General features: G+C 33.9%; 23 protein-coding genes. 16 read left to right on the plus strand and 7 right to left on the minus strand.

The window, feature by feature from the left end:
- The first annotated feature begins 273 nt into the window (after positions 1-273).
- The 11 genes from H3T83_RS11515 to gltP all read left to right on the plus strand — a co-directional run bounded on the left by H3T83_RS11515 (position 274) and on the right by gltP (position 12,092).
- The gene (locus tag H3T83_RS11515) at positions 274-441 is read left to right on the plus strand and encodes a YgjV family protein (protein ID WP_370528007.1); all 168 of its coding nucleotides are present in this window, start codon (positions 274-276) and stop codon (positions 439-441) included.
- A 97-nt stretch (positions 442-538) separates the two neighbouring features.
- Entirely contained in the window at positions 539-1,111 is a 573-nt protein-coding gene (gene rppH, locus H3T83_RS04540) for an RNA pyrophosphohydrolase (protein ID WP_065578249.1), read from the plus strand.
- Positions 1,108-1,977 (plus strand): prolipoprotein diacylglyceryl transferase, encoded by an 870-nt coding sequence (gene lgt, locus H3T83_RS04545; RefSeq protein WP_065578250.1) that lies wholly within the window; start codon positions 1,108-1,110, stop codon positions 1,975-1,977. The genes rppH and lgt overlap by 4 nt, the downstream gene beginning before the upstream one ends.
- Entirely contained in the window at positions 1,974-2,768 is a 795-nt protein-coding gene (gene thyA / locus H3T83_RS04550) for a thymidylate synthase (RefSeq protein WP_065652097.1), read from the plus strand. The genes lgt and thyA overlap by 4 nt, the downstream gene beginning before the upstream one ends.
- Positions 2,769-3,006: 238 nt before the next feature.
- Positions 3,007-3,957 (plus strand): Kdo(2)-lipid IV(A) acyltransferase, encoded by a 951-nt coding sequence (locus H3T83_RS04555; protein WP_086361678.1) that lies wholly within the window; start codon positions 3,007-3,009, stop codon positions 3,955-3,957.
- A 52-nt stretch (positions 3,958-4,009) separates the two neighbouring features.
- Positions 4,010-5,083, plus strand: a complete 1,074-nt coding sequence (gene rlmM, locus H3T83_RS04560) for a 23S rRNA (cytidine(2498)-2'-O)-methyltransferase RlmM (protein ID WP_065652102.1) — start codon at positions 4,010-4,012, stop codon at positions 5,081-5,083.
- 20 nt (positions 5,084-5,103) lie between these two features.
- Positions 5,104-6,972 (plus strand): penicillin-binding protein activator, encoded by a 1,869-nt coding sequence (locus H3T83_RS04565; protein ID WP_198215224.1) that lies wholly within the window; start codon positions 5,104-5,106, stop codon positions 6,970-6,972.
- Positions 6,926-7,306: a YraN family protein gene (locus H3T83_RS04570; RefSeq protein ID WP_198193071.1), complete on the plus strand. Its 381-nt coding sequence runs from the start codon at positions 6,926-6,928 to the stop codon at positions 7,304-7,306. The genes H3T83_RS04565 and H3T83_RS04570 overlap by 47 nt, the downstream gene beginning before the upstream one ends.
- Before the next feature lie 16 nt (positions 7,307-7,322).
- Positions 7,323-7,901 carry an SIS domain-containing protein gene (locus H3T83_RS04575; RefSeq protein WP_065578308.1) on the plus strand — a complete coding sequence of 193 codons (579 nt, stop codon included), beginning with the start codon at positions 7,323-7,325 and terminating at the stop codon, positions 7,899-7,901.
- A 96-nt stretch (positions 7,902-7,997) separates the two neighbouring features.
- The gene (gene gyrA / locus H3T83_RS04580; protein ID WP_198215225.1) at positions 7,998-10,691 is read left to right on the plus strand and encodes a DNA topoisomerase (ATP-hydrolyzing) subunit A; all 2,694 of its coding nucleotides are present in this window, start codon (positions 7,998-8,000) and stop codon (positions 10,689-10,691) included.
- Positions 10,692-10,781: 90 nt separating this feature from the next.
- Positions 10,782-12,092: a glutamate/aspartate:proton symporter GltP gene (gene gltP, locus H3T83_RS04585; RefSeq protein WP_165755077.1), complete on the plus strand. Its 1,311-nt coding sequence runs from the start codon at positions 10,782-10,784 to the stop codon at positions 12,090-12,092.
- Positions 12,093-12,221: 129 nt separating this feature from the next.
- Here the strand turns inward: gltP and rpmG are convergent, their stop codons facing one another.
- Both rpmG and rpmB read right to left on the minus strand, forming a co-directional pair.
- Positions 12,222-12,389, minus strand: coding sequence for a 50S ribosomal protein L33 (rpmG, locus tag H3T83_RS04590; RefSeq protein WP_034884348.1), 168 nt, complete (start codon positions 12,387-12,389; stop codon positions 12,222-12,224).
- A gap of 15 nt (positions 12,390-12,404) precedes the next feature.
- On the minus strand, positions 12,405-12,641 hold the full coding sequence (rpmB, locus tag H3T83_RS04595) for a 50S ribosomal protein L28 (RefSeq protein ID WP_034884345.1): 237 nt from the start codon (positions 12,639-12,641) through the stop codon (positions 12,405-12,407).
- A gap of 381 nt (positions 12,642-13,022) precedes the next feature.
- Between rpmB and aroE the strand changes: the two genes are divergently transcribed.
- The 5 genes from aroE (at position 13,023) to argA (ending at position 18,079) form a co-directional block, all read left to right on the plus strand.
- On the plus strand, positions 13,023-13,853 hold the full coding sequence (aroE, locus tag H3T83_RS04600) for a shikimate dehydrogenase (protein WP_198215226.1): 831 nt from the start codon (positions 13,023-13,025) through the stop codon (positions 13,851-13,853).
- 138 nt (positions 13,854-13,991) lie between these two features.
- Entirely contained in the window at positions 13,992-14,345 is a 354-nt protein-coding gene (locus H3T83_RS04605; protein ID WP_065578256.1) for a DUF1870 family protein, read from the plus strand.
- 200 nt (positions 14,346-14,545) lie between these two features.
- A complete protein-coding gene (gene aroL, locus H3T83_RS04610) occupies positions 14,546-15,061 on the plus strand; it encodes a shikimate kinase AroL (RefSeq protein WP_086360576.1) in 516 nt (171 codons plus the stop codon).
- 249 nt (positions 15,062-15,310) lie between these two features.
- Positions 15,311-16,513, plus strand: a complete 1,203-nt coding sequence (locus H3T83_RS04615) for an MFS transporter (RefSeq protein ID WP_198215227.1) — start codon at positions 15,311-15,313, stop codon at positions 16,511-16,513.
- A gap of 237 nt (positions 16,514-16,750) precedes the next feature.
- Positions 16,751-18,079, plus strand: a complete 1,329-nt coding sequence (argA, locus tag H3T83_RS04620; RefSeq protein WP_065578259.1) for an amino-acid N-acetyltransferase — start codon at positions 16,751-16,753, stop codon at positions 18,077-18,079.
- Positions 18,080-18,303: 224 nt separating this feature from the next.
- On the opposite strand, the gene mutH is transcribed toward argA, so the two are convergent.
- From mutH to rpiA, 5 genes are all read right to left on the minus strand, one after another.
- Entirely contained in the window at positions 18,304-18,978 is a 675-nt protein-coding gene (gene mutH, locus H3T83_RS04625; protein WP_086360574.1) for a DNA mismatch repair endonuclease MutH, read from the minus strand.
- 74 nt (positions 18,979-19,052) lie between these two features.
- Entirely contained in the window at positions 19,053-19,601 is a 549-nt protein-coding gene (locus H3T83_RS04630; protein WP_065578261.1) for an NADPH-dependent FMN reductase, read from the minus strand.
- 81 nt (positions 19,602-19,682) lie between these two features.
- Complete coding sequence (locus H3T83_RS04635; protein WP_065578262.1) at positions 19,683-20,219, minus strand: Dps family protein; 537 nt, start codon at positions 20,217-20,219, stop codon at positions 19,683-19,685.
- 568 nt (positions 20,220-20,787) lie between these two features.
- Positions 20,788-22,029 carry a phosphoglycerate dehydrogenase gene (gene serA / locus H3T83_RS04640; RefSeq protein ID WP_065652092.1) on the minus strand — a complete coding sequence of 414 codons (1,242 nt, stop codon included), beginning with the start codon at positions 22,027-22,029 and terminating at the stop codon, positions 20,788-20,790.
- Positions 22,030-22,098: 69 nt separating this feature from the next.
- Positions 22,099-22,758: a ribose-5-phosphate isomerase RpiA gene (rpiA, locus tag H3T83_RS04645; RefSeq protein WP_065652091.1), complete on the minus strand. Its 660-nt coding sequence runs from the start codon at positions 22,756-22,758 to the stop codon at positions 22,099-22,101.
- Positions 22,759-22,893 lie beyond the last annotated feature (135 nt).

Raw genomic sequence — 22,893 nt, forward strand, 5'->3', positions numbered from 1 at the left:
CGAACTCAGAAGTGAAACGCCGTAGTGCCGATGGTAGTGTGGGTATTACCCATGTGAGAGTAGGGTGCCGCCAGACTTTTAAATACACGAGCCCAGCAGCAATGCTGGGCTTTTTTGCTTTCTAGGATTAATGTATTTTTGTTAATTATTTTTCAGAGCTATTTCCCTGAATAGTAAACAATGGATAATCTAAACTTTCTGTATCAGTTTTTGGTTTCTGATTTTATTGAAAAATATACAACAATCCCGTAATTAATTGTTAAATTGTATTATTTGGATGTTGAACAACATAATATACTATTGTTAATATTACTAAGTAGTATTTTATGGATAATATATAGCTTATGGATAGGCTCTTTAGGTAGTTTAGCTATAGAGGTTACCTTCACGATAATTACTATTATGACAATTATTAAATTATCACCAAAATCGACTGTATGATATTATATTTATTCTATTAATATCATTTTCCTATTTATTTATTGTTGTATGTGTGAAACAATTCAACAATATAAAAATAAATTTTTTGAGGTAGTCAGTGATCGATAATGATGGCTACCGTCCAAATGTAGGAATAGTTATTTGTAACAGGTATGGTCAAGTGCTTTGGGCTCGGCGTTATGGGCAAAACTCTTGGCAATTTCCTCAGGGCGGAATAAAACTTAATGAAACGCCAGAACAGGCAATGTTTCGTGAACTAAATGAAGAAGTAGGATTACTACCTAAAGACGTTAAAATTTTATCGGTTACCAATGGTTGGTTAAGGTATAAATTACCAAAACGTATGATTCGTTGGGATAATCAGCCGGTATGTATCGGTCAAAAACAAAAGTGGTTTTTATTAGAATTAATTTCTGATACGTCAGTTATTAATTTAAATATGTCTTCAACTCCTGAGTTTGATGATTGGAAATGGGTAAGTTATTGGTATCCTATACGACAGGTTATTGCTTTTAAGCGTGATGTATATCGCAAAGCAATGAAGGAGTTTTCTTTGCCTGCATTTACTATACAATCTGAAGTAGAAGAACCTGTAACAAATCTTTCTAAGAAAAAACGGTTTAACTTCTTTGCTCACAAACGAAAAAATAAACAGCGTATTAAAAAATGAATCAATTTTTACAATTTCCCAATTTTGATCCAATTGCTTTCTCAATCGGACCTATTTCATTACATTGGTATGGTGCAATGTACCTATTTGGTGTGCTTGGTGCTTTGTTTTTAGCTAAACGTCGAGCTAATAAACCCAATAGCAATTGGACATCACAACAAGTTGAAAACCTATTGTTCTGGGGTTTTTTAGGCCTCTTTATTGGTGGGCGATTAGGTTATGTATTATTTTATAATTTTGATGCATTTTGTGAAGATCCCGCTATTCTATTCAGAGTTTGGGAAGGAGGAATGTCTTTCCATGGTGGTTTGATTGGTGCCATTTGTGTTATTGCTATCTTTGCTAAAAAAACACAAAAGACCTTTATGCAAGTAGCTGATTTTGTAGCTCCATTAGTACCGCTTGGTTTAATGTTTGGCCGATTTGGTAATTTTATTAACGGTGAACTGTGGGGCCGAGTAACTAATTCTTCAATCGGTATGTTATTCCCTACTTCATCACATGCTGATTTTATGTTTGTTCAAGCAAATCCGGAATGGTTTTCCTTATACAGCCAATTAAACGGTGTTTTACCTCGTCACCCTTCACAACTTTATGAGATGGTATTTGAAGGTATAGTATTATTTATTATTTTAAATTTATTTATTCGCAAACCTCGTCCAGTTGGTGCAGTCTCAGGACTATTTTTAGTTTGTTATGGCATATTTAGGTTTATAATTGAGTTCTTTAGACAACCCGATGAACAATTAGGATTATTTTTAAATATAATCAGTATGGGACAAATTCTCTGTCTCCCTATGATCATTGGTGGTATCTTGATGCTTTTATATGCATATAGATTTAACAATAAGGCTATTAAAAAATGAAACAGTATTTATCACTAATGCAAAAAATTTTAAACGAAGGAACGGCTAAATCGGATAGAACAGGTACAGGGACTTTATCGATCTTTGGTCATCAAATGCGATTTAATTTGCAAGATGGTTTTCCATTAGTGACCACAAAAAAATGTCATTTACGTTCAATTATCTACGAGTTACTTTGGTTTCTTAAAGGTGATACTAATATTAATTATTTAAAAGATAATAAAGTAACAATTTGGGATGAATGGGCCGATAAAAATGGTGATCTTGGTCCTGTTTATGGCAAACAATGGCGCGCTTGGGGCGCTGCGGATGGTCGACAAATAGATCAAATTTCGCAACTAATCGAACAAATTAAAAATGATCCAGACTCTAGAAGAATGATAGTTTCGGCATGGAATGTTGGTGAGCTTGATCAAATGGCGTTAGCACCTTGTCATGCTCTGTTTCAATTTTATGTAGCTCAAGGTAAGCTGTCATGTCAACTTTATCAACGTTCATGTGACGTATTCTTGGGATTACCATTTAATATTGCTAGTTATTCGTTATTAGTTCATATGATTGCTCAACAATGCGATTTAGAAGTTGGTGATTTTGTTTGGACAGGTGGCGATACCCATTTGTATTCCAATCATATGGAACAAACACATTTACAATTAAGCCGTGAGCCAAAACCATTGCCTAAGCTTGTAATTAAACGCAGACCACCTACAATTTTTGATTATGAATTTGAAGATTTTGAAATTGTTGATTACGATCCTTATCCAGCAATAAAAGCGCCAGTAGCAATTTAAAGCTTAACAAATTTTGAGAAATACCCTTTTAGGGTATATTTTTTCTAAATTATAAGTAAAAATTGATTATTAGGGATTAATCAATTTAATCCTTAATATGTGTTTTTTTATGTAATCTTTTCAAACAACTTCATGATAAGAAGTTTAGTTATCTTTGATTATTTTATTTTTCTGCCGCATAACTGAAGATATTGGTATATAATGACTAACTTTGTTTAAATGGTTATTTAATCTTAATATGAGTCAAAATCAAGAAATTCATCCTATTTTTACAAAACGATTATTACATCCTCGCTATTGGTTAACCTGGTTTGGCATTTTTATTTTATATTTGATCGTTTTACTGCCATATCCGGTTATTTATCAATTAGGGAAAGGTTTAGGATTACTTTCGATGAAATTAATTGGCAAGCGTAAAGAGACCGCAAGGCAAAACTTAAAATTATGCTTTCCTGATAAATCCGAACAAGAACGAGATAAAATATTAAGAGATAATTTTATTTCCACAGGACTTGCTATATTTGAAACTGGTATGGCATGGTTCTGGTCCGACAAAAGACTTAAAAAACACTCTTCAATTGAAGGTGATTCACATATCACTCAGATACAACAGTCCGGACAGGGTGTTTTGTTAATTGGTATTCACTTTTTAACGCTAGAACTCGGTGCACGTATTTTAGGTATGAGTCATCCAGGTGTAGGTGTTTATCGACCAAACGACAACCCTGTGATGGATTATGTACAATTAAAAGGGCGTTTAAAATCGAATAAATATATGTTAGATCGCTATAATACTAAAGGCATGATAAGAGCCTTAAAGAATGGTGAACTGCTTTGGTATGCGCCAGATCATGATTATGGTCCTAAGAATAGCGTTTTTGCGCCACTCTTTGCGGTAGAAAAAGCAGCAACGACCATTGGAACTCGAATTTTAGTTAAATTAAGTCAGCCTGCAATTATTCCTTTCACCCCTAAACGAGAAAAGAATGGGCACTATACTGTTTACGTTACACCTGAGCTTAAAGGCTATCCTATAGATGATGATGTACTAGCGGCTACTTTTATGAACAAAGCGATTGAACACGAAATATTAAAAGCACCAGAACAATATATGTGGTTACATCGACGATTCAAAACTCGACCTAAAGGTGAAGCGCCTTTATATACAAATAAAGTCCAATCAGATTAATTTGATAACTTTATAATATTTTCAAATAATTTAAAGAAAGAATATGCAAAAACTGAACAAAATAATTTTGTATTGTCGACCAGGATTTGAAAAAGAATGTGCAGCAGAAATAACAGATAGAGCCGCACAAAAAGAGATATTTGGATTTGCCAAAGTCAAAGAAAACAGCGGTTATGTGATATTTGAATGCTATCAAGATGGTGACGCTCAATTGTTGATTAAAGAAATTCCTTTTCGAACACTTATTTTTGCTAGACAAATGTTTGTTGCTGGTGAATTATTGGCTGATTTACCAACAGAAGATCGTATTACGCCAATAATTAATTTTTTATCTGGTATTGTTGATAAAGCTGGTGATTTACGTGTTGAAGTGGCAGATACTAATGAAGGTAAACAATTAGCAGGATTTTGCCGAAAGTTTACTGTTCCACTTCGCCAGGCATTACGTAACAAACGTATTTTGTTAAAAGTACAAAATCCGTCTAGACCAGTTATTCATTTATTATTTATCAATAATAATAGCTGTTATGTTGGCTATTCTCTGAGTCAAAATAACTCTCCTTTTTATATGGGTATACCGAGGTTAAAATTTCCATCTGATGCACCAAGTCGTTCAACATTAAAATTGGAAGAAGCTTTTCATATTTTTATTCCTTATGAAGAATGGGATGAACGACTTAAAGGTGGTTTAAACGCTGTTGATTTAGGAGCGTGTCCAGGCGGTTGGACTTATCAATTGGTCAAAAGAAGTATGATGGTATATGCTATAGATAATGGTCCTATGAATGAAAAATTAATGGAAACAGGACAAGTTAAACATTATCGTGAAGATGGCTTTAAATTTATACCTAAAAAGCATAATATTTATTGGTTGGTGTGTGATATGGTTGAAAAACCAGCCAAAGTAACAGAGTTAATAGCTAAATGGCTAATTAATGGTTGGTGTAGAGAGGCAATTTTTAATCTCAAACTACCAATGAAAAAACGTTATGAAGAAGTAAAACAAAATTTACAATTACTAATAGAAGAACTAAATAACAGCCAAATAAATGTACAAATTCAGGCTAAGCAACTTTTTCATGATCGTGAAGAAGTTACTGTACATGTACAGCGAATTTGGGGATGAGAAATTATAAGAGAATGGTTATGAAATTAAAACAATCCTTTTATGCTATTGTTATTTTAGCATTATTTTCACTTTTAGTTGGATGTCATCTTAGCTCATCAAAAAGCGGTAAATACGATGAAACTAAAGACTCCAATTATTATTTATCGCAGGTAGATACTAGCTCAGGAAGTGCTAAAATCGATTGGCAGTTATTGGCAATAAGAGCATTAATAAACGAGAATAAACTTTCTCAAGCAAATAAATTATTATCTCAACTACCAGCTAATCTTAATGTAGAACAACAAAAAGACCAATTGTTATCTCAAGGTGAAATAGCAACTAGAAAAGGGCAACCATTTAATCTTAGCCAATTATCTATCGAGAAATTAAATGATTCACAATCATATCGTTATTATTCAATCAAATTAGCCTTAGACAAAAAAGCTAAAAAGATTAATGAACAAGCGAATGATTATTTGTCTTTACAAAAATTTGCACCTGAAAAATTAAAAAAACAAATTTTAAATAAAACCTGGAATTTCTTTAGCAAATTATCGACAAATCAACTAAGTAAAATTGCCGTACTTGAAAATGACTTCATATTGAAAGGTTGGATTGATTTAAGTTATACATATCAAAGTAATAATAGACAAATTTCTATTCAAGACGGTGATAGTCCAGAAGTGCTTGAAGCGAAAAATACAAATCGTAAAAATCAACTAAAACAAGCTATTTTGGATTGGGCTGCAAAATATCCCGATCATCCTGCACAAAATATTGTTGCGATTATAACAGGTGAACAAACACTTGCTGTTGATAATGCTAATGCCAAAAAAGTAGCTTTACTATTACCTTTGAATGGATCTTCTCGAATATTTGGTAATACTATTCGTCAAGGATATGTTGATGCAGTTAAGTTCTATCCTCAAGAACCACAACAAAATGTTATTGTTTTAGATACAACGTCAGTACCAATGGATAATTTAATTCAGCAAGCGCAAGAACAAAATGTCGATTTAATCGTTGGTCCATTATTGAAGTCTGAAGTAAGTAAAATAAAGCAGTTAGCACCAAATATCCCAGTTCTAGCATTGAATAAGGTTGATGATGGAACAGTTTCCGCTAACAAAATGTGCTTTTTTGCGTTATCTCCTGAAGATGAAGCAAAGGATGCTGCTGACCATATTTTTGCTCAAAATAAACAAAAGCCATTGTTAGTTATACCACAAAATGACTTGGGTAGGCGTGTAGCCCAAAGCTTTGCTAAGCAATGGTCGCAAATTTCTAATGGCTCACAAGCTTATGTACAATATGTTGGTAATTTAAATACTTTACGCGCCAATATTAATCATAGTAGTGGAATAAGTTTAACCGGTAGTCCGATTGCATTTAATAGTGATGATGGCTCAGCTTCAATGACCTCAAATGGTTCCTCTTCTGGATTTGATGCAATTTATATTTATGCATCTTATGACGAATTAACCTTGATAAAACCAATGCTAGATATGGGGGCGGGTAAGACAGTAGGTAATGGTTCTTCACCAATAGCGCTTTATTCAAGTTCTAAAAGTCATGTGGCAAATGCTTCGAATGACTTTTATTATGATATGAATCAAACGGAATATTCTGACATTCCTTTGATTATTAATTCATCAGAAAAGACAACGGCAGTGATTCCTAGCAATATTCAAAAAGATTATTCTTTAACACGATTATACGCTATGGGAATCGATGCGTGGCGATTAGCTAATCGTTTTAATCAATTAGACTCTTATCAACCTAATTTTTTAGATGGAATGACTGGTAAATTATCAACCAGTAATCAATGTGAAGTGACTCGAACACTTGCATGGCAACAATATGCCTATGTTACATCCCAATCGTCCTCGGAACAGAACGAAAACTAAAGATATCGGCAAGCATTATGAACATATTGCTTGCCAATTTTTAGCCAATCAAGGACTTGTGTTACTTGATCAAAATAGCTTATATCGAATCGGTGAAATTGATTTAGTCATGCGAGATAAGAGTTGTCTTGTTTTTGTTGAAGTTAGATATCGAAAAAATGCTAATTTTGGCGAGGCTGAAATGACTATTTCGCTCACTAAACAAAACAGAATTAAACAGGCTGCTCAACATTGGATGTTAAAAAATAAATTAAATATTGAAGATACAGAGTTTAGGTTTGATGTTTTTGCCATAACGGGAAAAAGTCAAAAATGGATAATTAATGCGTTTTAATGGTCAGGTGAAAAACGTGCAAGATTTAATAAAAAATTATTTTACTGAAAGTATTCAAACTCAAATTGTTATGGCCGAATCTCTAGGCTCTTCAATTGAAAAAGCTGCTAATATTATCGTTGAAGGATTACTTAATGGTAATAAAATTATGGGATGTGGTAATGGCTCAGCTGCCGCAAATATACAAAGTTTTACCTCTCGGTTAATTACCAGTCTTGATATTGAAAGACCAAGTATTCCGGCTATTGCATTAGTATCTGATAATGTATTGTTAAGTGCGATATCTAATCACGAAGAAATCTATGCTCGACAAATTCAAGCTTTAGGGCAACAAGGTGATATCTTAGTTATTTCAACTTGTGAAGGTAATAGCCGTTCGATTATTCGTGCTGTTCAAGAATCCGTAATTAAAGATATGAAAATTGTTGCCTTAACTGCATTTGATGGTGGAGAAGTGATCGGATTACTTGGGCAAAATGATATTGAAATTAGAATTCCATCTTACAAAAAGGTGATGGCCTATGAAATGCATGCAATGATTTTAAACTGTTTAAGCCAATTAATTGAAAATACATTGTTTATTCATACAGAATAAGATGAAATAAAAATAGTTTTGTTCTGCATTAATAGCGATTTTATGCTATAATTATGAACTATTTTAAGATTTAAGTTAATAAGAGAACCTGGTGTTATGACCGAACTAGCCAAAGAAATAACCCCCGTCAATATTGAAGACGAATTAAAATCCTCTTATCTTGATTATGCGATGTCTGTTATTGTCGGGCGAGCTTTACCTGATGTCCGCGACGGACTCAAACCTGTTCATAGACGGGTTTTATTCGCTATGCATGAAGCTGGATACGACTGGAATAAACCTTACCGAAAATCTGCTCGTGTTGTTGGGGACGTAATCGGTAAATATCATCCACATGGTGATTCTGCTGTTTATGATACTATTGTTCGTATGGCACAACCATTTTCATTACGTTATATGCTTGTTGATGGCCAAGGTAACTTTGGTTCTGTCGATGGTGACTCGGCGGCAGCAATGCGTTATACCGAAATTCGTATGCAAAAGTTTGCCGGTGCATTATTAACTGATTTAGATAAAGAAACAGTAGATTTTTCACCAAACTATGATGGATCAGAAATGATTCCTGACGTGTTGCCAACTCGCATTCCTAATTTATTAATTAATGGTTCGTCAGGTATTGCTGTTGGTATGGCAACCAATATTCCTCCTCATAATCTAGCAGAAGTTATCAATGGTTGCTTAGCATTTATTGAGGATGAAAATATTTCTGTTGATGGTTTAATGGAGTATATCCATGGCCCTGACTTCCCTACTGCGGCCTTAATTAATGGTCGCAAAGGTATCGAAAATGCGTATCGGACTGGCCGTGGTATCATTTACATTCGTTCTAAAGCAACGATTGAAGTTGATGATCATAGTGGTCGTGAAACGATCATTGTTAATGAGATCCCTTATCAAGTTAATAAGAAAAAACTGATCGAAAAAATAGCTGAGCTAGTTAAAGACAAAAAAGTTGAAGGTATTTCAGCATTGCGTGATGAATCAGATAAAGATGGTATGCGCATTGTTATTGAAATCAAACGTGATGCTGTTGGCGAAGTCGTTTTAAATAATCTTTTCTCATTAACTCAACTACAGGTTTCTTTCGGGATTAATATGGTTGCCTTACATAAAGGTCAACCGAAACTATTAAACTTACGAGAAATGATCAAAGCGTTTGTTCTTCACCGCCGTGAAGTCGTAACGCGTCGAACTATCTATGAACTTCGCAAAGCTCGTGAACGAGCACATGTGTTGGAAGGTTTAGCGATAGCATTGGCTAATATTGATCCTGTTATTGAATTAATTCGTGCTGCGGCGACTCCTTCTGAAGCGAAAGCTAAATTATTATCGCAAGCTTGGCAACTAGGTAATGTTGCGGCAATGCTTGAAAAAGCGGGTAATGATGCCGCTCGTCCTGAAGATTTAGCGCCTGAGTTTGGTATTCGTGATGGCCATTATTATCTTTCTGAAGCTCAAGCCCAAGCAATTTTAGATCTTCGATTACATCGTCTAACAGGACTTGAACACGAGAAAATTCTTGATGAATATAAAGAACTATTAGTTCAAATTGCTGGTTTATTACATATTCTAGCGAGTCCAGAAAGATTAATGGAAGTTATTCGCGAAGAGCTTGAAGCTGTTCGAGATCAATTCCAAGATGCAAGACGAACTGAAATTACAGCAAGTAGTGCGGATATCAATATTGAGGATCTTATTGCTCAAGAAGATGTTGTAGTTACGCTTTCTCATCAAGGTTATGTAAAATACCAACCGTTATCCGATTATGAAGCTCAGCGCCGAGGCGGTAAGGGTAAATCGGCAACGAAAATTAAAGAAGAAGATTTTGTCGAAAAATTATTGGTTGCAAATACTCATGACACGATTCTTTGTTTCTCAAGTCGTGGCCGATTATATTGGATGAAAGTTTATCAATTACCTGAGGCCAGTCGAGGCTCACGTGGTCGTCCAATTATTAATTTATTACCATTGGAAGCAGATGAACGTATTACCGCGATTCTACCTGTTCGTGAATTTGATGATGAGCATTGTGTGTTTATGGCGACAGCTCAAGGTACGGTTAAGAAAACTTCATTAATTGAATTTAGTCGTCCGAGAAGTGGTGGCATTATTGCCATTAACTTACGTGATGATGATGAGTTAATTGGCGTTGATTTAACCAGTAACGAAACAGCAGATATTGTTGATGATGAAGAACTCAATGATGATGCTATTATTGATGAGCTTGACGATGGTGATGAAGTCTCACAAATTTCCAATACTGAAGACATTATGTTATTCTCAGCTAATGGTAAAGTCGTACGATTCCCTGCCAATAAAGTCCGTTGTATGGGTAGAACAGCAACAGGTGTTCGAGGTATTAAATTAGAAGGCGATGATAAAGTTGTATCACTTATCGTCCCTCGTGGTAATGGTACAATTTTAACAGCAACTCAAAATGGTTATGGTAAACGTACTGAACAAGAGTTATATCCAACTAAATCAAGAGCAACGAAAGGCGTAATCTCTATTAAAGTGAGTGAACGAAATGGTGCTGTAGTTGGTGCAGTGCAGGTTGAAGAAACCGACCAAATCATGCTGATTACTGATGCTGGAACTTTAGTACGAACTCGAGTATCCGAAGTTAGTGTTGTTGGGCGAAACACGCAAGGGGTTACGTTAATCCGAACCGCTGAAAATGAGAAAGTTGTTGGATTACAACGAATTGCCGAAACAGAGGATGAAGTTGAATCAGAATTATCTTCACAGAGCGAGGATAGTAATAATTCAAATCAAGAATCCGAACAATAATTTTAATTATAAAAAAGGATTAGCCTCACAGACTAATCCTTTTTTATTTTCGAAAATAGTGAAAAGGAATAGAATTACATGTCTTTCTTAATAAAAAAAATCTTAACTAATCTTGCATGGCAAATATTAATTGCCTTGATTTTAGGTGTAGCTGTTGGTGCTTTTCTATATGAACTAGCAGATCCTAATCATGCGTTACATTCATATTACCAATTTTCAATTGTTAATATTTTCCAACCAGCAGGTGATATTTTTATTCGTTTAATTAAGATGATAGTTCTACCAATTATACTTAGTACACTGACATTAGGTATTGCTGGAATTGGTGGATCTAAACGTTTAGGAACACTAGGATTTAAAACCATTCTTTATTTCGAAATCATTACAACAATTGCTATTTTATTAGGTCTTTTATGGGGTAATGTTTTTGCACCCGGTGCTGGTATTGACTCTTCAACTTTAGCCACAACTGATATTAGTAAATATACTAAAGCAGCCGAAGAGTTAAGTGGCAAACCTCACGGTTTGATTGTCATGATTTTAGACATGATTCCAGCAAATATATTTAAAGCAATGACGGATGGTGCAGTTTTACCGGTTATTTTCTTCTGTGTATTTTTTGGTTTAGGTTTAATGTCATTACCAGATAAACAGCGTGAACCATTTGTGTTCTTCTTGAAAGTAGTTTCAGATACTATGTTTAAAGTGACCAATATGATTATGCGTTATGCGCCAATTGGTGTATTTGCATTAATTACCGTAACTGTTGCTAAATATGGTTTTGCTTCTTTACTACCGCTATTAAAACTGATTCTAACTGTGTATTCCGCAATGATCATTTTTACATTAGTGGTATTAGGTGCAGTTTGTAAACTATGTAAATTCAATATTTTTACTTTATTAAAAATATTGAAGGAAGAATTAGTTATTGCTTTTTCGACAGCAAGTTCAGAAACAGCATTACCAAAAATCATTGAAAAGATGGAAGCCTATGGAGCACCAAAAGCGATCACAAGCTTTGTTATTCCTACTGGATATTCATTTAACCTTGATGGTTCGACATTATACCAAAGTATCACGGTTATCTTCTTAGCACAGTTATTTGGTATGGATTTAAGTATCTTAGATCAAATAATCATTGTAATAACATTAATGATTGCTTCAAAAGGAATTGCTGGAGTACCAGGTGCTTCTATTTTAGTTCTATCAGCAACACTTGGTAGTGTTGGTATTCCACTAGAAGGTATCGGTTATATTATGGGGGTTGAACGTATTTTAGATATGGGTAGAACGGTGGTTAATGTTGTTGGTAATGCATTAGCTGCGATTGTTATTGCGCGTTGGGAACATGTCTTTGATGATAAAAAGGCAAGAGCTTATGAGCAAGAATATTTAAAATAGAAATTTACTCTAAAAAGCTTCAGGTAACTGAAGCTTTTTTTATGCATCTAATTTAATAAATTTTATGATGTGATTATTGAAAACATAAAAAAACCCAGCTTAAGCTGGGTTTTTTATTGCTAGATAAAACTATTTAATTTTAGCTTCTTTATAAACAACATGCTGACGAACAACAGGATCATATTTTTTGATCTCCATTTTTTCAGGCATGGTTCTTTTGTTTTTGCTAGTGGTATAAAAATGACCGGTACCAGCAGAAGAAACTAATCTAATTTTTTCACGTACACCTTTAGCCATGATATGGTTTCCTTATTAGTACTTTTCACCACGGGCACGAAGTTCAGCTAAAACTGCATCAATACCCTTTTTATCGATAGTACGCATACCTTTAGCTGATACACGCAATTTTACAAAACGTTTTTCACTCTCAATCCAGAAACGGTGAGTTTGAAGGTTTGGTAGAAAACGACGTTTAGTAGCATTCATCGCATGAGAACGATTATTTCCCACTAAAGGACCTTTTCCTGTTACTTGGCATACTCGTGACATGTCAATAATTCTCCAAAATTTCTATGCTTAAGCCTAGGGCGTAATATGTTAATGGAATTAACCTCGTCAGGCTTTTAGTTCGCTGCAGTTCTTTTGAGAAGCAGTCTCACCTCTCACACTACACCCATAATAATGAGGTAGCGAAGTATACGCTTTTACAGGTAAATTCTCAAGCATTATCTTATTTATGCACAAAAATAAGTTTCTAATTGAAAAAAATAAATATACCGAGAGTTGTTATTTTTAGCAAAACTATTATATCGTAGTTCATGTTGTGTTGTTCAATATAAAACTATTTAATTTAATAACAAATATGTTTTAATACTATTGAATTCAGATATTATCTGTTAGGCCTAATTTTCTTACTTTCAAGGAGATAGTATGAGTCAGTTCACGCCATACAGTATCTATGGCATTATCGGTTATCCACTAGGGCATAGTATGAGCCCACTTATTCATACAACGTCATTTCAAGATTATGGTATTCCTGCTGTATTGGTGCCATTTCCTACACCACCCGAAGATATTGCTACTTTATTTAAATCAGTAAGATTACTTAATATTCGTGGTTTATGTGTCACTATTCCACATAAGCAAACTATTATTCCTTATTTAGATGAAGTTACCGAACACGTCAAAAAAGCGGGAGCAGCTAACTTAGTTTATTGGGATGGTGACAAACTTTGTGGTGATAACACTGATATTATTGGTTTTATGCAACCATTAGCACAAAAAAAACTACCTGCTGAGTATAAGAAGGTTTTACTACTTGGCGCTGGTGGTGCGGCTAGGGCTGCGGTTGTTGGTTTACAAGACCTTGGTTATCACGACATTACGGTAACGGATATTGTTACTGATCTTCCAGAGGCACTAGCTAAAGAATTTAATCTTAAAACGATTGCATGGGAAGATAGAGATAAAGTAGAAGCGCAAATTATTATCAATTCTACCCCATTAGGTATGCAAGGCAAATTTGAAAATCAGACACCTTACGAACAAGCTTGGTTTAAAGGTAAAGGAATTGCATACGATATTGTATATACACCATACAATACCAAATTTAGACAAGAAGCAGAAAAAGCCGGATGGGAATCGATTTCTGGTCGAGAAATGTTTATTGGTCAAGCAAATGCCCAATTTAAAATTTGGACCGGTAAAGATCTTTCTGAGAAAGCAAAACAAGCTGTAATTGATGCCTTAGCAGGAAAATAAAATTATAAATAGCCTCGCTCTCATTTTATGGGAGCGATATTTTAAGGTTTTAGGTATTTAATCATCATTTTAAATATTTATTAAATCAATAAAGTAATTATGTTTAGTAAATTTAAAATTGATTAAAAAGGAGTAGTTATGACTAATTTAGAATTACAAGCGTATCGCCGTTTTTTAATGTTAAAAGTGTCAGAAGCAAGTGAATATATCGGTAAAACTGATGTCGAAACATGGCGTAAGTGGGAAAACGGTTCATTACCTATTCCTGAAAATGTGGCAATAGCTATGAAAGAATTAAAAGCTTTTCGCAACGAGAAAATAAAATTGATTATAAATAGCATTAATGACCGTGTAGGTAGTAATACCATTCGTTATTTTATGACTTATCCAGAATTCAAAAAAGTTAACCCAGACTTAGATGTACTGCAATGGCGATTACATCAATCAATTGCTACTGAACTTTATTTTAGAGGATTAGAAAAATTGTGTTAATGACTATGTTTGACACAATAGTCTATGATTAAAATCGAATGTGTAATAAATTATTTACAGTTATTTTTTTATTTATGTTTATTTAAATCATATTGTTATGTTGATATCGAATTAGACTGTAAAAAAATATTGCAAAAAGTTAAATGAGTCTCTAGCATAGATAACTTATTTCCAGATCTGTATATTTAAAAGGACCCACAATGAAGAAAACAATTTTTTTAGTTGGCGCAAGAGCCGCTGGCAAAACAACAATGGGTAAAATGTTAGCCAATAAGTTATGCTTTTCTTTTATTGATACAGATTGTCATCTACTCGAAACAACGCAAAAAACTGTAGCAGAAATTGTCGAAAAAGAGGGATGGGAAGGGTTTCGAGCTAGAGAAAGCCAAGTGCTTATTGAGACAGCTAAACCCAATAGAGTTATTGCAACTGGTGGTGGCATGGTACTAGCTGAGCAAAATCGTCAGTTTATGAAACAGCATGGCACAGTTATTTTTCTCTCAGCTCCTGCAGCGACATTAGCGGCACGTTTGATGAAAGATCCAAATGTTGCCCAGCGACCATCATTAACGGGTATGTCGATATCCGATGAGATGGAAAAAGTGCTTGCTGAACGTTTACCTTTATACCATGATGCCGCTCATCATGTTGTTAATGTTGACCAAGATGAGAATTTAATTCTTACTGAAATATTGGAAAAACTGCAAACTAATTAAATTACCATTATTTTAAATAAAAATTATTTGTTTCGGGATAATGTTAGTACATCAATTTGTAATTTAAACAATCTATATATCATAAATTTATTAATTGTGAATATTCTTGAATTACAGTAAATAAATAGTCTATTAACAGTAAATAATTGATACATATTCCTTTCAGATAGTAGTCAACACTTGTATATTAATTGCGATTGCGTTTTTTTAGTCGCTTAAACTAGTTAAGTTAATATTGGAGTTTTACACATGGATAATCAAAGAGTCAATTCTTATGGGATTGCTGGCTCTATATATGCTAATTACATAATACAAAGTATTGCTTTAATTGTTATTATGCAGTTCGCAGAAGGCATTTCAAAACAGCTTAATACCGATGTAGATGTCGGTCTTGGTTATGTTGCATCAGGAATCGGTATTGGAAAAATTTTCTTAATGTTTGTCGGCGGAATGCTATCTGATAAATTTGGACGAAAATTATTTATCTATTTAGGTATGGCTTGTTATATTGTCTTTTTCGTCAGTATGCCATTTTGTCATAATATAGATATTGCGTTTTGTTTAGCTATTGCCATCGGTATAGGTAACTCTTTCTTAGATACAGGGTCTATGCCTGCATTAACTGAATGTTTTCCTCGCTCTTCTGGTTCGGCTAGTGTTTTGATTAAAGCTTTTATCTCAATGGGAAGTTTTATTCTGCCACTAATTGTTGGATTATTTTATAAATACGATATTTGGTATGGATGGGCATTTTTGGGTTTTACTGCCTATCTAATTATTAATGCAATCAATTTGCTACCAAAAAAGTTTCCACCTAAAGATACCAGAATTAAAGGTAATCAAGGTTCTGATGATTACTTTATTCGTAAACCAAATTTTGCTTTTGAAGGCGTTTTATTGATAATTATGGGATTCACAACCACCGCAACCTTTGTGATTATTTGGCAATGGCTACCTGCGATTGCAATTAAAGCGGTTAATATGCCATTAATTGAAGCTAAACAGCTTATTAGCTTTTATAGTTTTGCTTCAATCGTTTCTGTCTTTATCACTGCTTTTATAGTGAAAAAATTCTTGAAACCAATTTATTGTATTTTTATCTTACCTGCAATGTCATCATTGGTTTTATTATTATTTTACTTTGACCTATCGCCATTAATGTGTTTGGTCACCGCAATCGGGATGGGATTTTTTGCAGCCGGGGGTGTTCTACAATTAACCTTAGTTGTGATGCAACAAATGTTTCCAACACGTAAAGGACTTGCTGTGGGTTGTATGTATACTTTAAGTGGCCTGTCTTTCTTTATTATCCCGAGAGTTATCCCTGAATTGGCCAAAATTAATGTTAGTTATGCTATCTTAGCTGATTTGATAATGGCCGTAATGAGTACCCTACTAGGACTGATTGTTTACTGCAGATTTGTTAAAGTTATTGATATGAAGAAGATTTAAATGTGAATCACTCGAATAACTAAAATGATTACTGAGCCGTCTTAATGACGGCTCTTGTCTATAAGCATCGTTAATAAATTAATGTTTTGTCATTTCCTAGCGAATTTAATAAAAGTTTTTTCCTACATCAATATTGAACTTTAGCTTGTTGAACTTATCAAAAAACACTTGCTATTAACTAAAAAATAAATAAAAATACAAAAAATATGAATAAATATTCATTTTGGTGGTGATAAGATGAAAGAAAGAACAACTGAATTGGTTGATGGTTTAAGGCATTCGGTACCTTATATTAATGCTCATCAAGGAAAAACTTTCGTTATTTTATTAACAGGTGCAGTGCTAAAGAGTCATAATTATGCAAGTATTATTAGTGACATTGGTTTATTGCATAGTTTAGGCATTAAATTGGTTATTGTGAATGGTGCTCGTAACCAAATAGATGAATCACTCAAAAGTCATAATATCCAACCTAGATATCATAAAAATACTCGAATTACTGACGCAGCAACTTTAGACATTGTTAAACAGGTAACCGGATTATTACAGCTCAATATAACAGCAAGTTTATCAATGAGCTTAAATAATACGCCTTTACAAGGTGCACATATCAATGTTGTTAGCGGTAATTTTGTTATTGCACAGCCATTAGGTGTTGATGACGGAGTGGATTATTGTCACACCGGGAAAATTCGGCGAATTAATAATGAGGCAATTGATGAACAATTGAACCGAGGATCAATTGTATTATTAGGGCCTGTAGGGGTATCAGTTACTGGTGAAAGTTTTAACTTATCGTCTGAAGATGTTGCCGCTGAAGTTGCTATTCGCCTTAAAGCTGATAAATTAATAAGTTTTTGTGCTGAGCAAGGCGTGCTTGATGAAAACAATCATGTTATTACCGATCTGTTTCCGATTGATGCTGATAATTACGTTAACAACAAAGAGCAAAGTGGTAAGCATTTATCTAGTGAAGCGCGTTTTTTACGTGCTGCATCAAAAGCATGTCGCAATGGTGTGCGTCGTAGCCATTTAGTCAGTTATCTAGTGGATGGTTCTATTCTGCAGGAACTATTTTCTCGTGATGGTATTGGAACTCAAGTGTCAATGGAACATTCAGAACAAGTCCGTACCGCAACGATAAATGATATCGGTGGTATTTTAGAATTGATCCGTCCACTTGAAGAACAAGGTATTTTGGTTAAACGCTCAAGAGAACAGTTAGAAATTGAAATTGACAAATTTACCATTATTGAGCGTGATAATATGACGATTGGCTGTGCAGCTCTTTATCCATATCCAGAAGAAAAAATGGGCGAAATGGCTTGTGTAGCGATTCATCCTCAATATCGAAACTCATCACGCGGTGATCTATTATTAGAAAAAATTGCAGAAACGGCTCACAATTTGGGGTTAGAAAAGATCTTTGTGCTGACTACTCGTAGTATTCACTGGTTTCGTGAAAAAGGCTTTAATCCAGCTGAAGTCGATGACCTGCCTATTAAAAAGAAACAACTTTATAATTATCAAAGAAATTCGAAAATTTTAATGTTTGATTTAGTTTAACTATATCGAGTTTAAAAAGTCCAATTTATTCAAGTTGGACTTTTTTATTTTAACTAAATATAAGATGGCCTAATTATTAATTTGAGGTAAACGATCGCTATATCAATAAGCTATCAATATGTTTATATGCAGAAGATGAAAAATTGTTTATGGAAGAAATAGTATTTTGAAAATAGAAAAGATAAGCAAGATTAAAGGGGGATGAATACTATTGTTGGCTCACTTTAAATATAACAATTAGCATTTTGCAGAATTTGTAACGTAAATGATTTTTTTAAATAAAATCCTCGTGGACGTGTTAATATAATTTGGCCGTTTTCGCCAATAGCTTCAGTTAAAACTTTTCCATTAGCAGCTTTAGGACGGATCTGTAAATAAGTACCATAACGGGCAGTAATCTTTTCAATCTGACCAAGTACAATCATATCCATCAACTCTTGCCAATCTTGTTTAAGTTGTTGCTCTTGTTGTTCAGTTGGTGTCCATAATATTGGGTGGCCAACTTTTCTCTGGGCTAGGGGTATACTTCGTTCTCCTTCAATAGGGATCCACAGAACTTTACTTAGTTTATATTTCACATGGCTTGTTTCCCAAATTACACCATGATTAGCCATTAAAGGGAGGACACTGACAAAAGTGGTTTCAAGTGGTTTACCTTGTTTATTAACTGGAATGGTTTTTAATTCGATACCTAAATTAGCAAAATCACGTTCGGCTTTACTACCCGCATTAGCGCCTAAAAAAGTTTCAATTAAATTACCTACCCAACCTTTTTGCTTATTAAGATTAACTGGAATAGCAATATTTAAATAGTTAGCTATCTCACCGAAACTATAACCTGCAGCGAGTCTGGCTCGGTTTAATAATTCTTGTTCATTGCAAGGTTGGAAATTTTTCATTTAATCTGTTTTAAATAACTTTAATCATATCCACAACTCATTATATTGGCTGTGGATATTAAAATAAATCATTATTAACTTAGTTTTTCAACCCAATTAGCATAACTATTAATGATCAATGAAAGAAATGCTTTAGTTTTTTCACTAATATTACCATTTTCATCAAAAGCACTGTTAATATTACCAATATAAGCTTCTGGTTGTTGTAGTGTTGGCATATCAAGAAAAACTAATGATTGTCGCAACTGATGATTGGCACCGAAACCACCAATAGCACCTTGTGATACCGAAACTACCGCAGCTGGTTTTTGTGACCAAACACTTTTACCATAAGGGCGAGAACCCACATCTAAAGCATTTTTAATCACTGCCGGCAAGCCTCGGTTATATTCTGGTGTTACAAATATAACACCATCACAATTGGCAATTTGTTGACGAAAACGTTCATAAGATTTTGGTGGCGTATCTACATCAATATCTTCGTTATAAAACGGTAAATCGCCAATTTCAATAATATTTAAAGAAAGTGATTGTGGAGCGATCTGTTGTAATACTTTTGCGACTTTTAAATTGTAGGAATCTTTACGTAAGCTACCCACAAGTACAGCAATTTTTTTACTCATCTTTAATTCTCCCTTACTCAAACGATAAAGAGACACAATATGTGTCTCTTATTCGGAATGATCACTCATAGCCACTAGATTTTAGTGACCAGAAGAGTCCAATTTACGGCCTGTTTCAAATAAGAACCATGCGCGTTTTTCAGTTTGATCTATCCATTCTTCAATTAAACTTGCTGTTGCCGAGTCATTATATTTATCACAAATATCATGGGCTACACGCATACGAGTAGTAAGTTTAATATTATCTTGGCAGAGTTCAGCTATCATATCTGATGGTTCAACAAAATCAGCATCGTTATCAGAGATACTCTGTAATTTTGAAATATGACCAATTGAACGTAGCGTTGTACCGCCTAATTTTCGGACACGTTCAGCAATTGGATCTGTCATTGCAAATAACTCTTCTCCATGATCATCTAACATTAAATGATAATCACGAAAATGAGGACCACTTACATGCCAATGAAAGTTTTTGGTTTTTAAATATAAAGCAAATACATCTGCTAATACAGAGTTCATGGCACCGGAAATATCTTTTGATGCCTTTTGACCTAAATCAGTTGGAAACAAAATAGCTGCTTGTTGTAGCTTTTTTGCCGAAGTCGTACTTTTAGCCATATTAGATTCTCCTATTAATTGAAAAGTAAAATAACTTTGTAATACCAAATTACGCCAACTTATCAGTAAAAAACAGTCATTGTTAACTATTGCTGTTATATCAATAATCTATGAATAAATCAGCTAAAAAAATATTTACCAAATATTTAAAAAGAAATTTCAAAATAATGATTAAATTTTCAAACTATGATCAAATTAAAGTCATTTTAAATCATTTATAGCATCAATGTTTTTATCAATTAGATGACTTACTTTAACTCTGAATGACAATCTTGACTGATGCTCTATCTACTATTTTTAAAAATCTAAAACCACCAGATAAGTTAAATATTTATAAAATATAAATCAAAAAATTTGAGGAAAGGGGTTTTTTAGCCTGAAATTATTGGTTAAATTTGGTAACGCAACCTATAACTTTATTATTATATTAAAATTGTTCTAATCGTTACCAGTCTTTTTACTGAATAGCGCTACGGAATTTTCGAGTATATGATTATTTGGATGGTCGTTATTAGTGTTATGTAATCTCTTAAATAATAACGACCAAAATCATTTTTAACGATAAAAATTAAAATAATAATCTTGCTCGAATAGTACCTGCTACACTTTTCAGCTTAATTAATAATTCTTCGGCTTTATTTTGTTCAACTCTATCAATATCAATAACAACATAACCTATTTTAGCATCAGTTTGTAGATATTGGGCAGAAATATTTAGACCTTGTTCAGCAAATAATGTATTGATAGCCGTTAATACCCCTGGTTGATTATGGTGAATATTGATAAAACGGCTTGAACCTTTTGCTGGAATCGGTAATGAAGCTTCAGGGAAGTTAACCGCTGAAAGGGTTGCACCAGTATCAGAATATTTCGCTAATTTGGTTGCAACCTCAATACCAATATTTTCTTGAGCTTCACTGGTTGAACCGCCAATATGAGGGGTAATAATAACATTATCAAATTTACATAAAGGTGATTCAAAAGGATCATTATTGGTAGCGGGTTCTGTTGGGAAAACATCAATTGCTGCACCATTTAGTTTATTGGTTTCTAATGCTTGTGTTAGCGCCTTGATATCAATCACGGTACCACGTGATGCGTTGAGCAATATTGCACCTGTTTTCATCATATCGATTTCAGGTTGGCTAATCATTTTAATTGTGGTTGGATTTTCTGGAACATGCATACTGACAATATCACTAATAGCAAGTAATTCCCGCATTGTTGGAATTTGTTTAGCATTTCCTAATGGCAATTTAGTTTCAATATCATAAAAATAGACATTCATGCCTAATGATTCAGCCAATACGCTTAATTGACTACCAATATGACCATAACCAATGATACCTAAATTTTTTCCTCGGGCTTCGTGCGAACCTGTGGCAAGTTTATTCCATTTACCCTGATGAGCTTTAGCATTAGCTTCAGGTACTCGGCGAAGTAATAATATTGCTTCAGCTAATACCAGTTCTGCCACAGAGCGAGTATTTGAAAATGGCGCATTAAAAACTGGAATTCCTTTAACCGTCGCTGCGTCAAGCTCAACTTGATTAGTGCCAATACAAAAGCAACCAATACCGGCTAATTTTGGTGCGGCATCGATGATGTCCTTAGTTAAATGGGTTCTGGAACGAATACCAATAAATCTGGCATCTTTTAAGGCTGTTTCCAGCTCAGATTTCGATAATGCGCCTTTATGATACTCAATGTTGTTAAAGCCCGCTGATTTAAGTGTTTCAACTGCACTAGGGTGGATACCTTCAAGTAATAGAAACTTATTTTCATCTTTCGTTAATGCCTGAACAACCATTTATTCCTCTCTATGCTTAATATTTTAATTGATTGCAAATACAAAATTATCCATCAAAAATGTAATTTTTTATTTTATTAATTCTTTTACACCAGAACGAGTACCGACTAAAGCGATATCGGCCCCTTTATTGGCAAATAATCCAACAGTAACTACCCCAGCAATGCTGTTAATACGATTTTCCAATTCCATTGGTTTGGCAATAACAAGGTCATGAACGTCTAAAATAACATTACCATTATCGGTTATAACACCTTGGCGATAAATTGGTTTTCCACCAAGTTTGAACAATTCTCTAGCAACATAAGAACGAGCCATAGGTATCACTTCTACGGGAAGAGGAAATTTGCCAAGGACATCGACAACTTTAGATTCATCAACGATACAAACAAATTGTTTAGCTAAAGCTGATACAATTTTTTCACGAGTTAACGCGGCTCCGCCTCCTTTAATCATTTGCATATGATGATTAATTTCATCGGCTCCATCGACATATATATCTAAACTATCAACTTCATTGCAGTCTAATACGGGGATTCCATAGCTTTTTAATTTTTCAGTTGATACTTCTGAACTAGAGACAGTTCCTTTTATCTGATCTTTTATTGTCGCAAGTGCATCAATAAAATGCGCCGCAGTAGACCCTGTTCCTACGCCAACTAATGAATCAGGCTTAACATATTTTAGCGCTGACCAGCCTACAGCCTTTTTTAGTTCATCTTGTGTCATGATATCACCGTATGTAAATATGATTTTGATCAAAAAAAATTTAAAATTTTAAAAGCAAAATTGTTCAATATATGGCATAGTAACCAATTGGAAAGCAAAAATCATTAGTATTTTAAGAAAATCTATAAAGTTTTA

Origin of the sequence: Gilliamella sp. M0320 (genome assembly GCF_016101635.1) — a bacterium.
Lineage (GTDB): Bacteria > Pseudomonadota > Gammaproteobacteria > Enterobacterales > Orbaceae > Gilliamella > Gilliamella apis.

What these genes read in the sequence shown, in the direction of transcription:
- mutH (WP_086360574.1), bottom strand. Translation starts at nt 18,978, where the DNA reads ATGAAAAATTTCCAACCTTGCAATGAACAAGAATTATTAAACCGAGCC.
- lgt (WP_065578250.1), top strand. Translation starts at nt 1,108, where the DNA reads ATGAATCAATTTTTACAATTTCCCAATTTTGATCCAATTGCTTTCTCA.
- H3T83_RS04570 (WP_198193071.1), top strand. Translation starts at nt 6,926, where the DNA reads ATGCCTATGTTACATCCCAATCGTCCTCGGAACAGAACGAAAACTAAA.
- gyrA (WP_198215225.1), top strand. Translation starts at nt 7,998, where the DNA reads ATGACCGAACTAGCCAAAGAAATAACCCCCGTCAATATTGAAGACGAA.
- H3T83_RS04615 (WP_198215227.1), top strand. Translation starts at nt 15,311, where the DNA reads ATGGATAATCAAAGAGTCAATTCTTATGGGATTGCTGGCTCTATATAT.
- H3T83_RS04630 (WP_065578261.1), bottom strand. Translation starts at nt 19,601, where the DNA reads ATGAGTAAAAAAATTGCTGTACTTGTGGGTAGCTTACGTAAAGATTCC.
- rpmG (WP_034884348.1), bottom strand. Translation starts at nt 12,389, where the DNA reads ATGGCTAAAGGTGTACGTGAAAAAATTAGATTAGTTTCTTCTGCTGGT.
- H3T83_RS04635 (WP_065578262.1), bottom strand. Translation starts at nt 20,219, where the DNA reads ATGGCTAAAAGTACGACTTCGGCAAAAAAGCTACAACAAGCAGCTATT.
- argA (WP_065578259.1), top strand. Translation starts at nt 16,751, where the DNA reads ATGAAAGAAAGAACAACTGAATTGGTTGATGGTTTAAGGCATTCGGTA.
- H3T83_RS04555 (WP_086361678.1), top strand. Translation starts at nt 3,007, where the DNA reads ATGAGTCAAAATCAAGAAATTCATCCTATTTTTACAAAACGATTATTA.
- aroL (WP_086360576.1), top strand. Translation starts at nt 14,546, where the DNA reads ATGAAGAAAACAATTTTTTTAGTTGGCGCAAGAGCCGCTGGCAAAACA.
- H3T83_RS04565 (WP_198215224.1), top strand. Translation starts at nt 5,104, where the DNA reads ATGAAATTAAAACAATCCTTTTATGCTATTGTTATTTTAGCATTATTT.
- H3T83_RS04605 (WP_065578256.1), top strand. Translation starts at nt 13,992, where the DNA reads ATGACTAATTTAGAATTACAAGCGTATCGCCGTTTTTTAATGTTAAAA.
- rpmB (WP_034884345.1), bottom strand. Translation starts at nt 12,641, where the DNA reads ATGTCACGAGTATGCCAAGTAACAGGAAAAGGTCCTTTAGTGGGAAAT.
- rpiA (WP_065652091.1), bottom strand. Translation starts at nt 22,758, where the DNA reads ATGACACAAGATGAACTAAAAAAGGCTGTAGGCTGGTCAGCGCTAAAA.
- aroE (WP_198215226.1), top strand. Translation starts at nt 13,023, where the DNA reads ATGAGTCAGTTCACGCCATACAGTATCTATGGCATTATCGGTTATCCA.
- thyA (WP_065652097.1), top strand. Translation starts at nt 1,974, where the DNA reads ATGAAACAGTATTTATCACTAATGCAAAAAATTTTAAACGAAGGAACG.
- serA (WP_065652092.1), bottom strand. Translation starts at nt 22,029, where the DNA reads ATGGTTGTTCAGGCATTAACGAAAGATGAAAATAAGTTTCTATTACTT.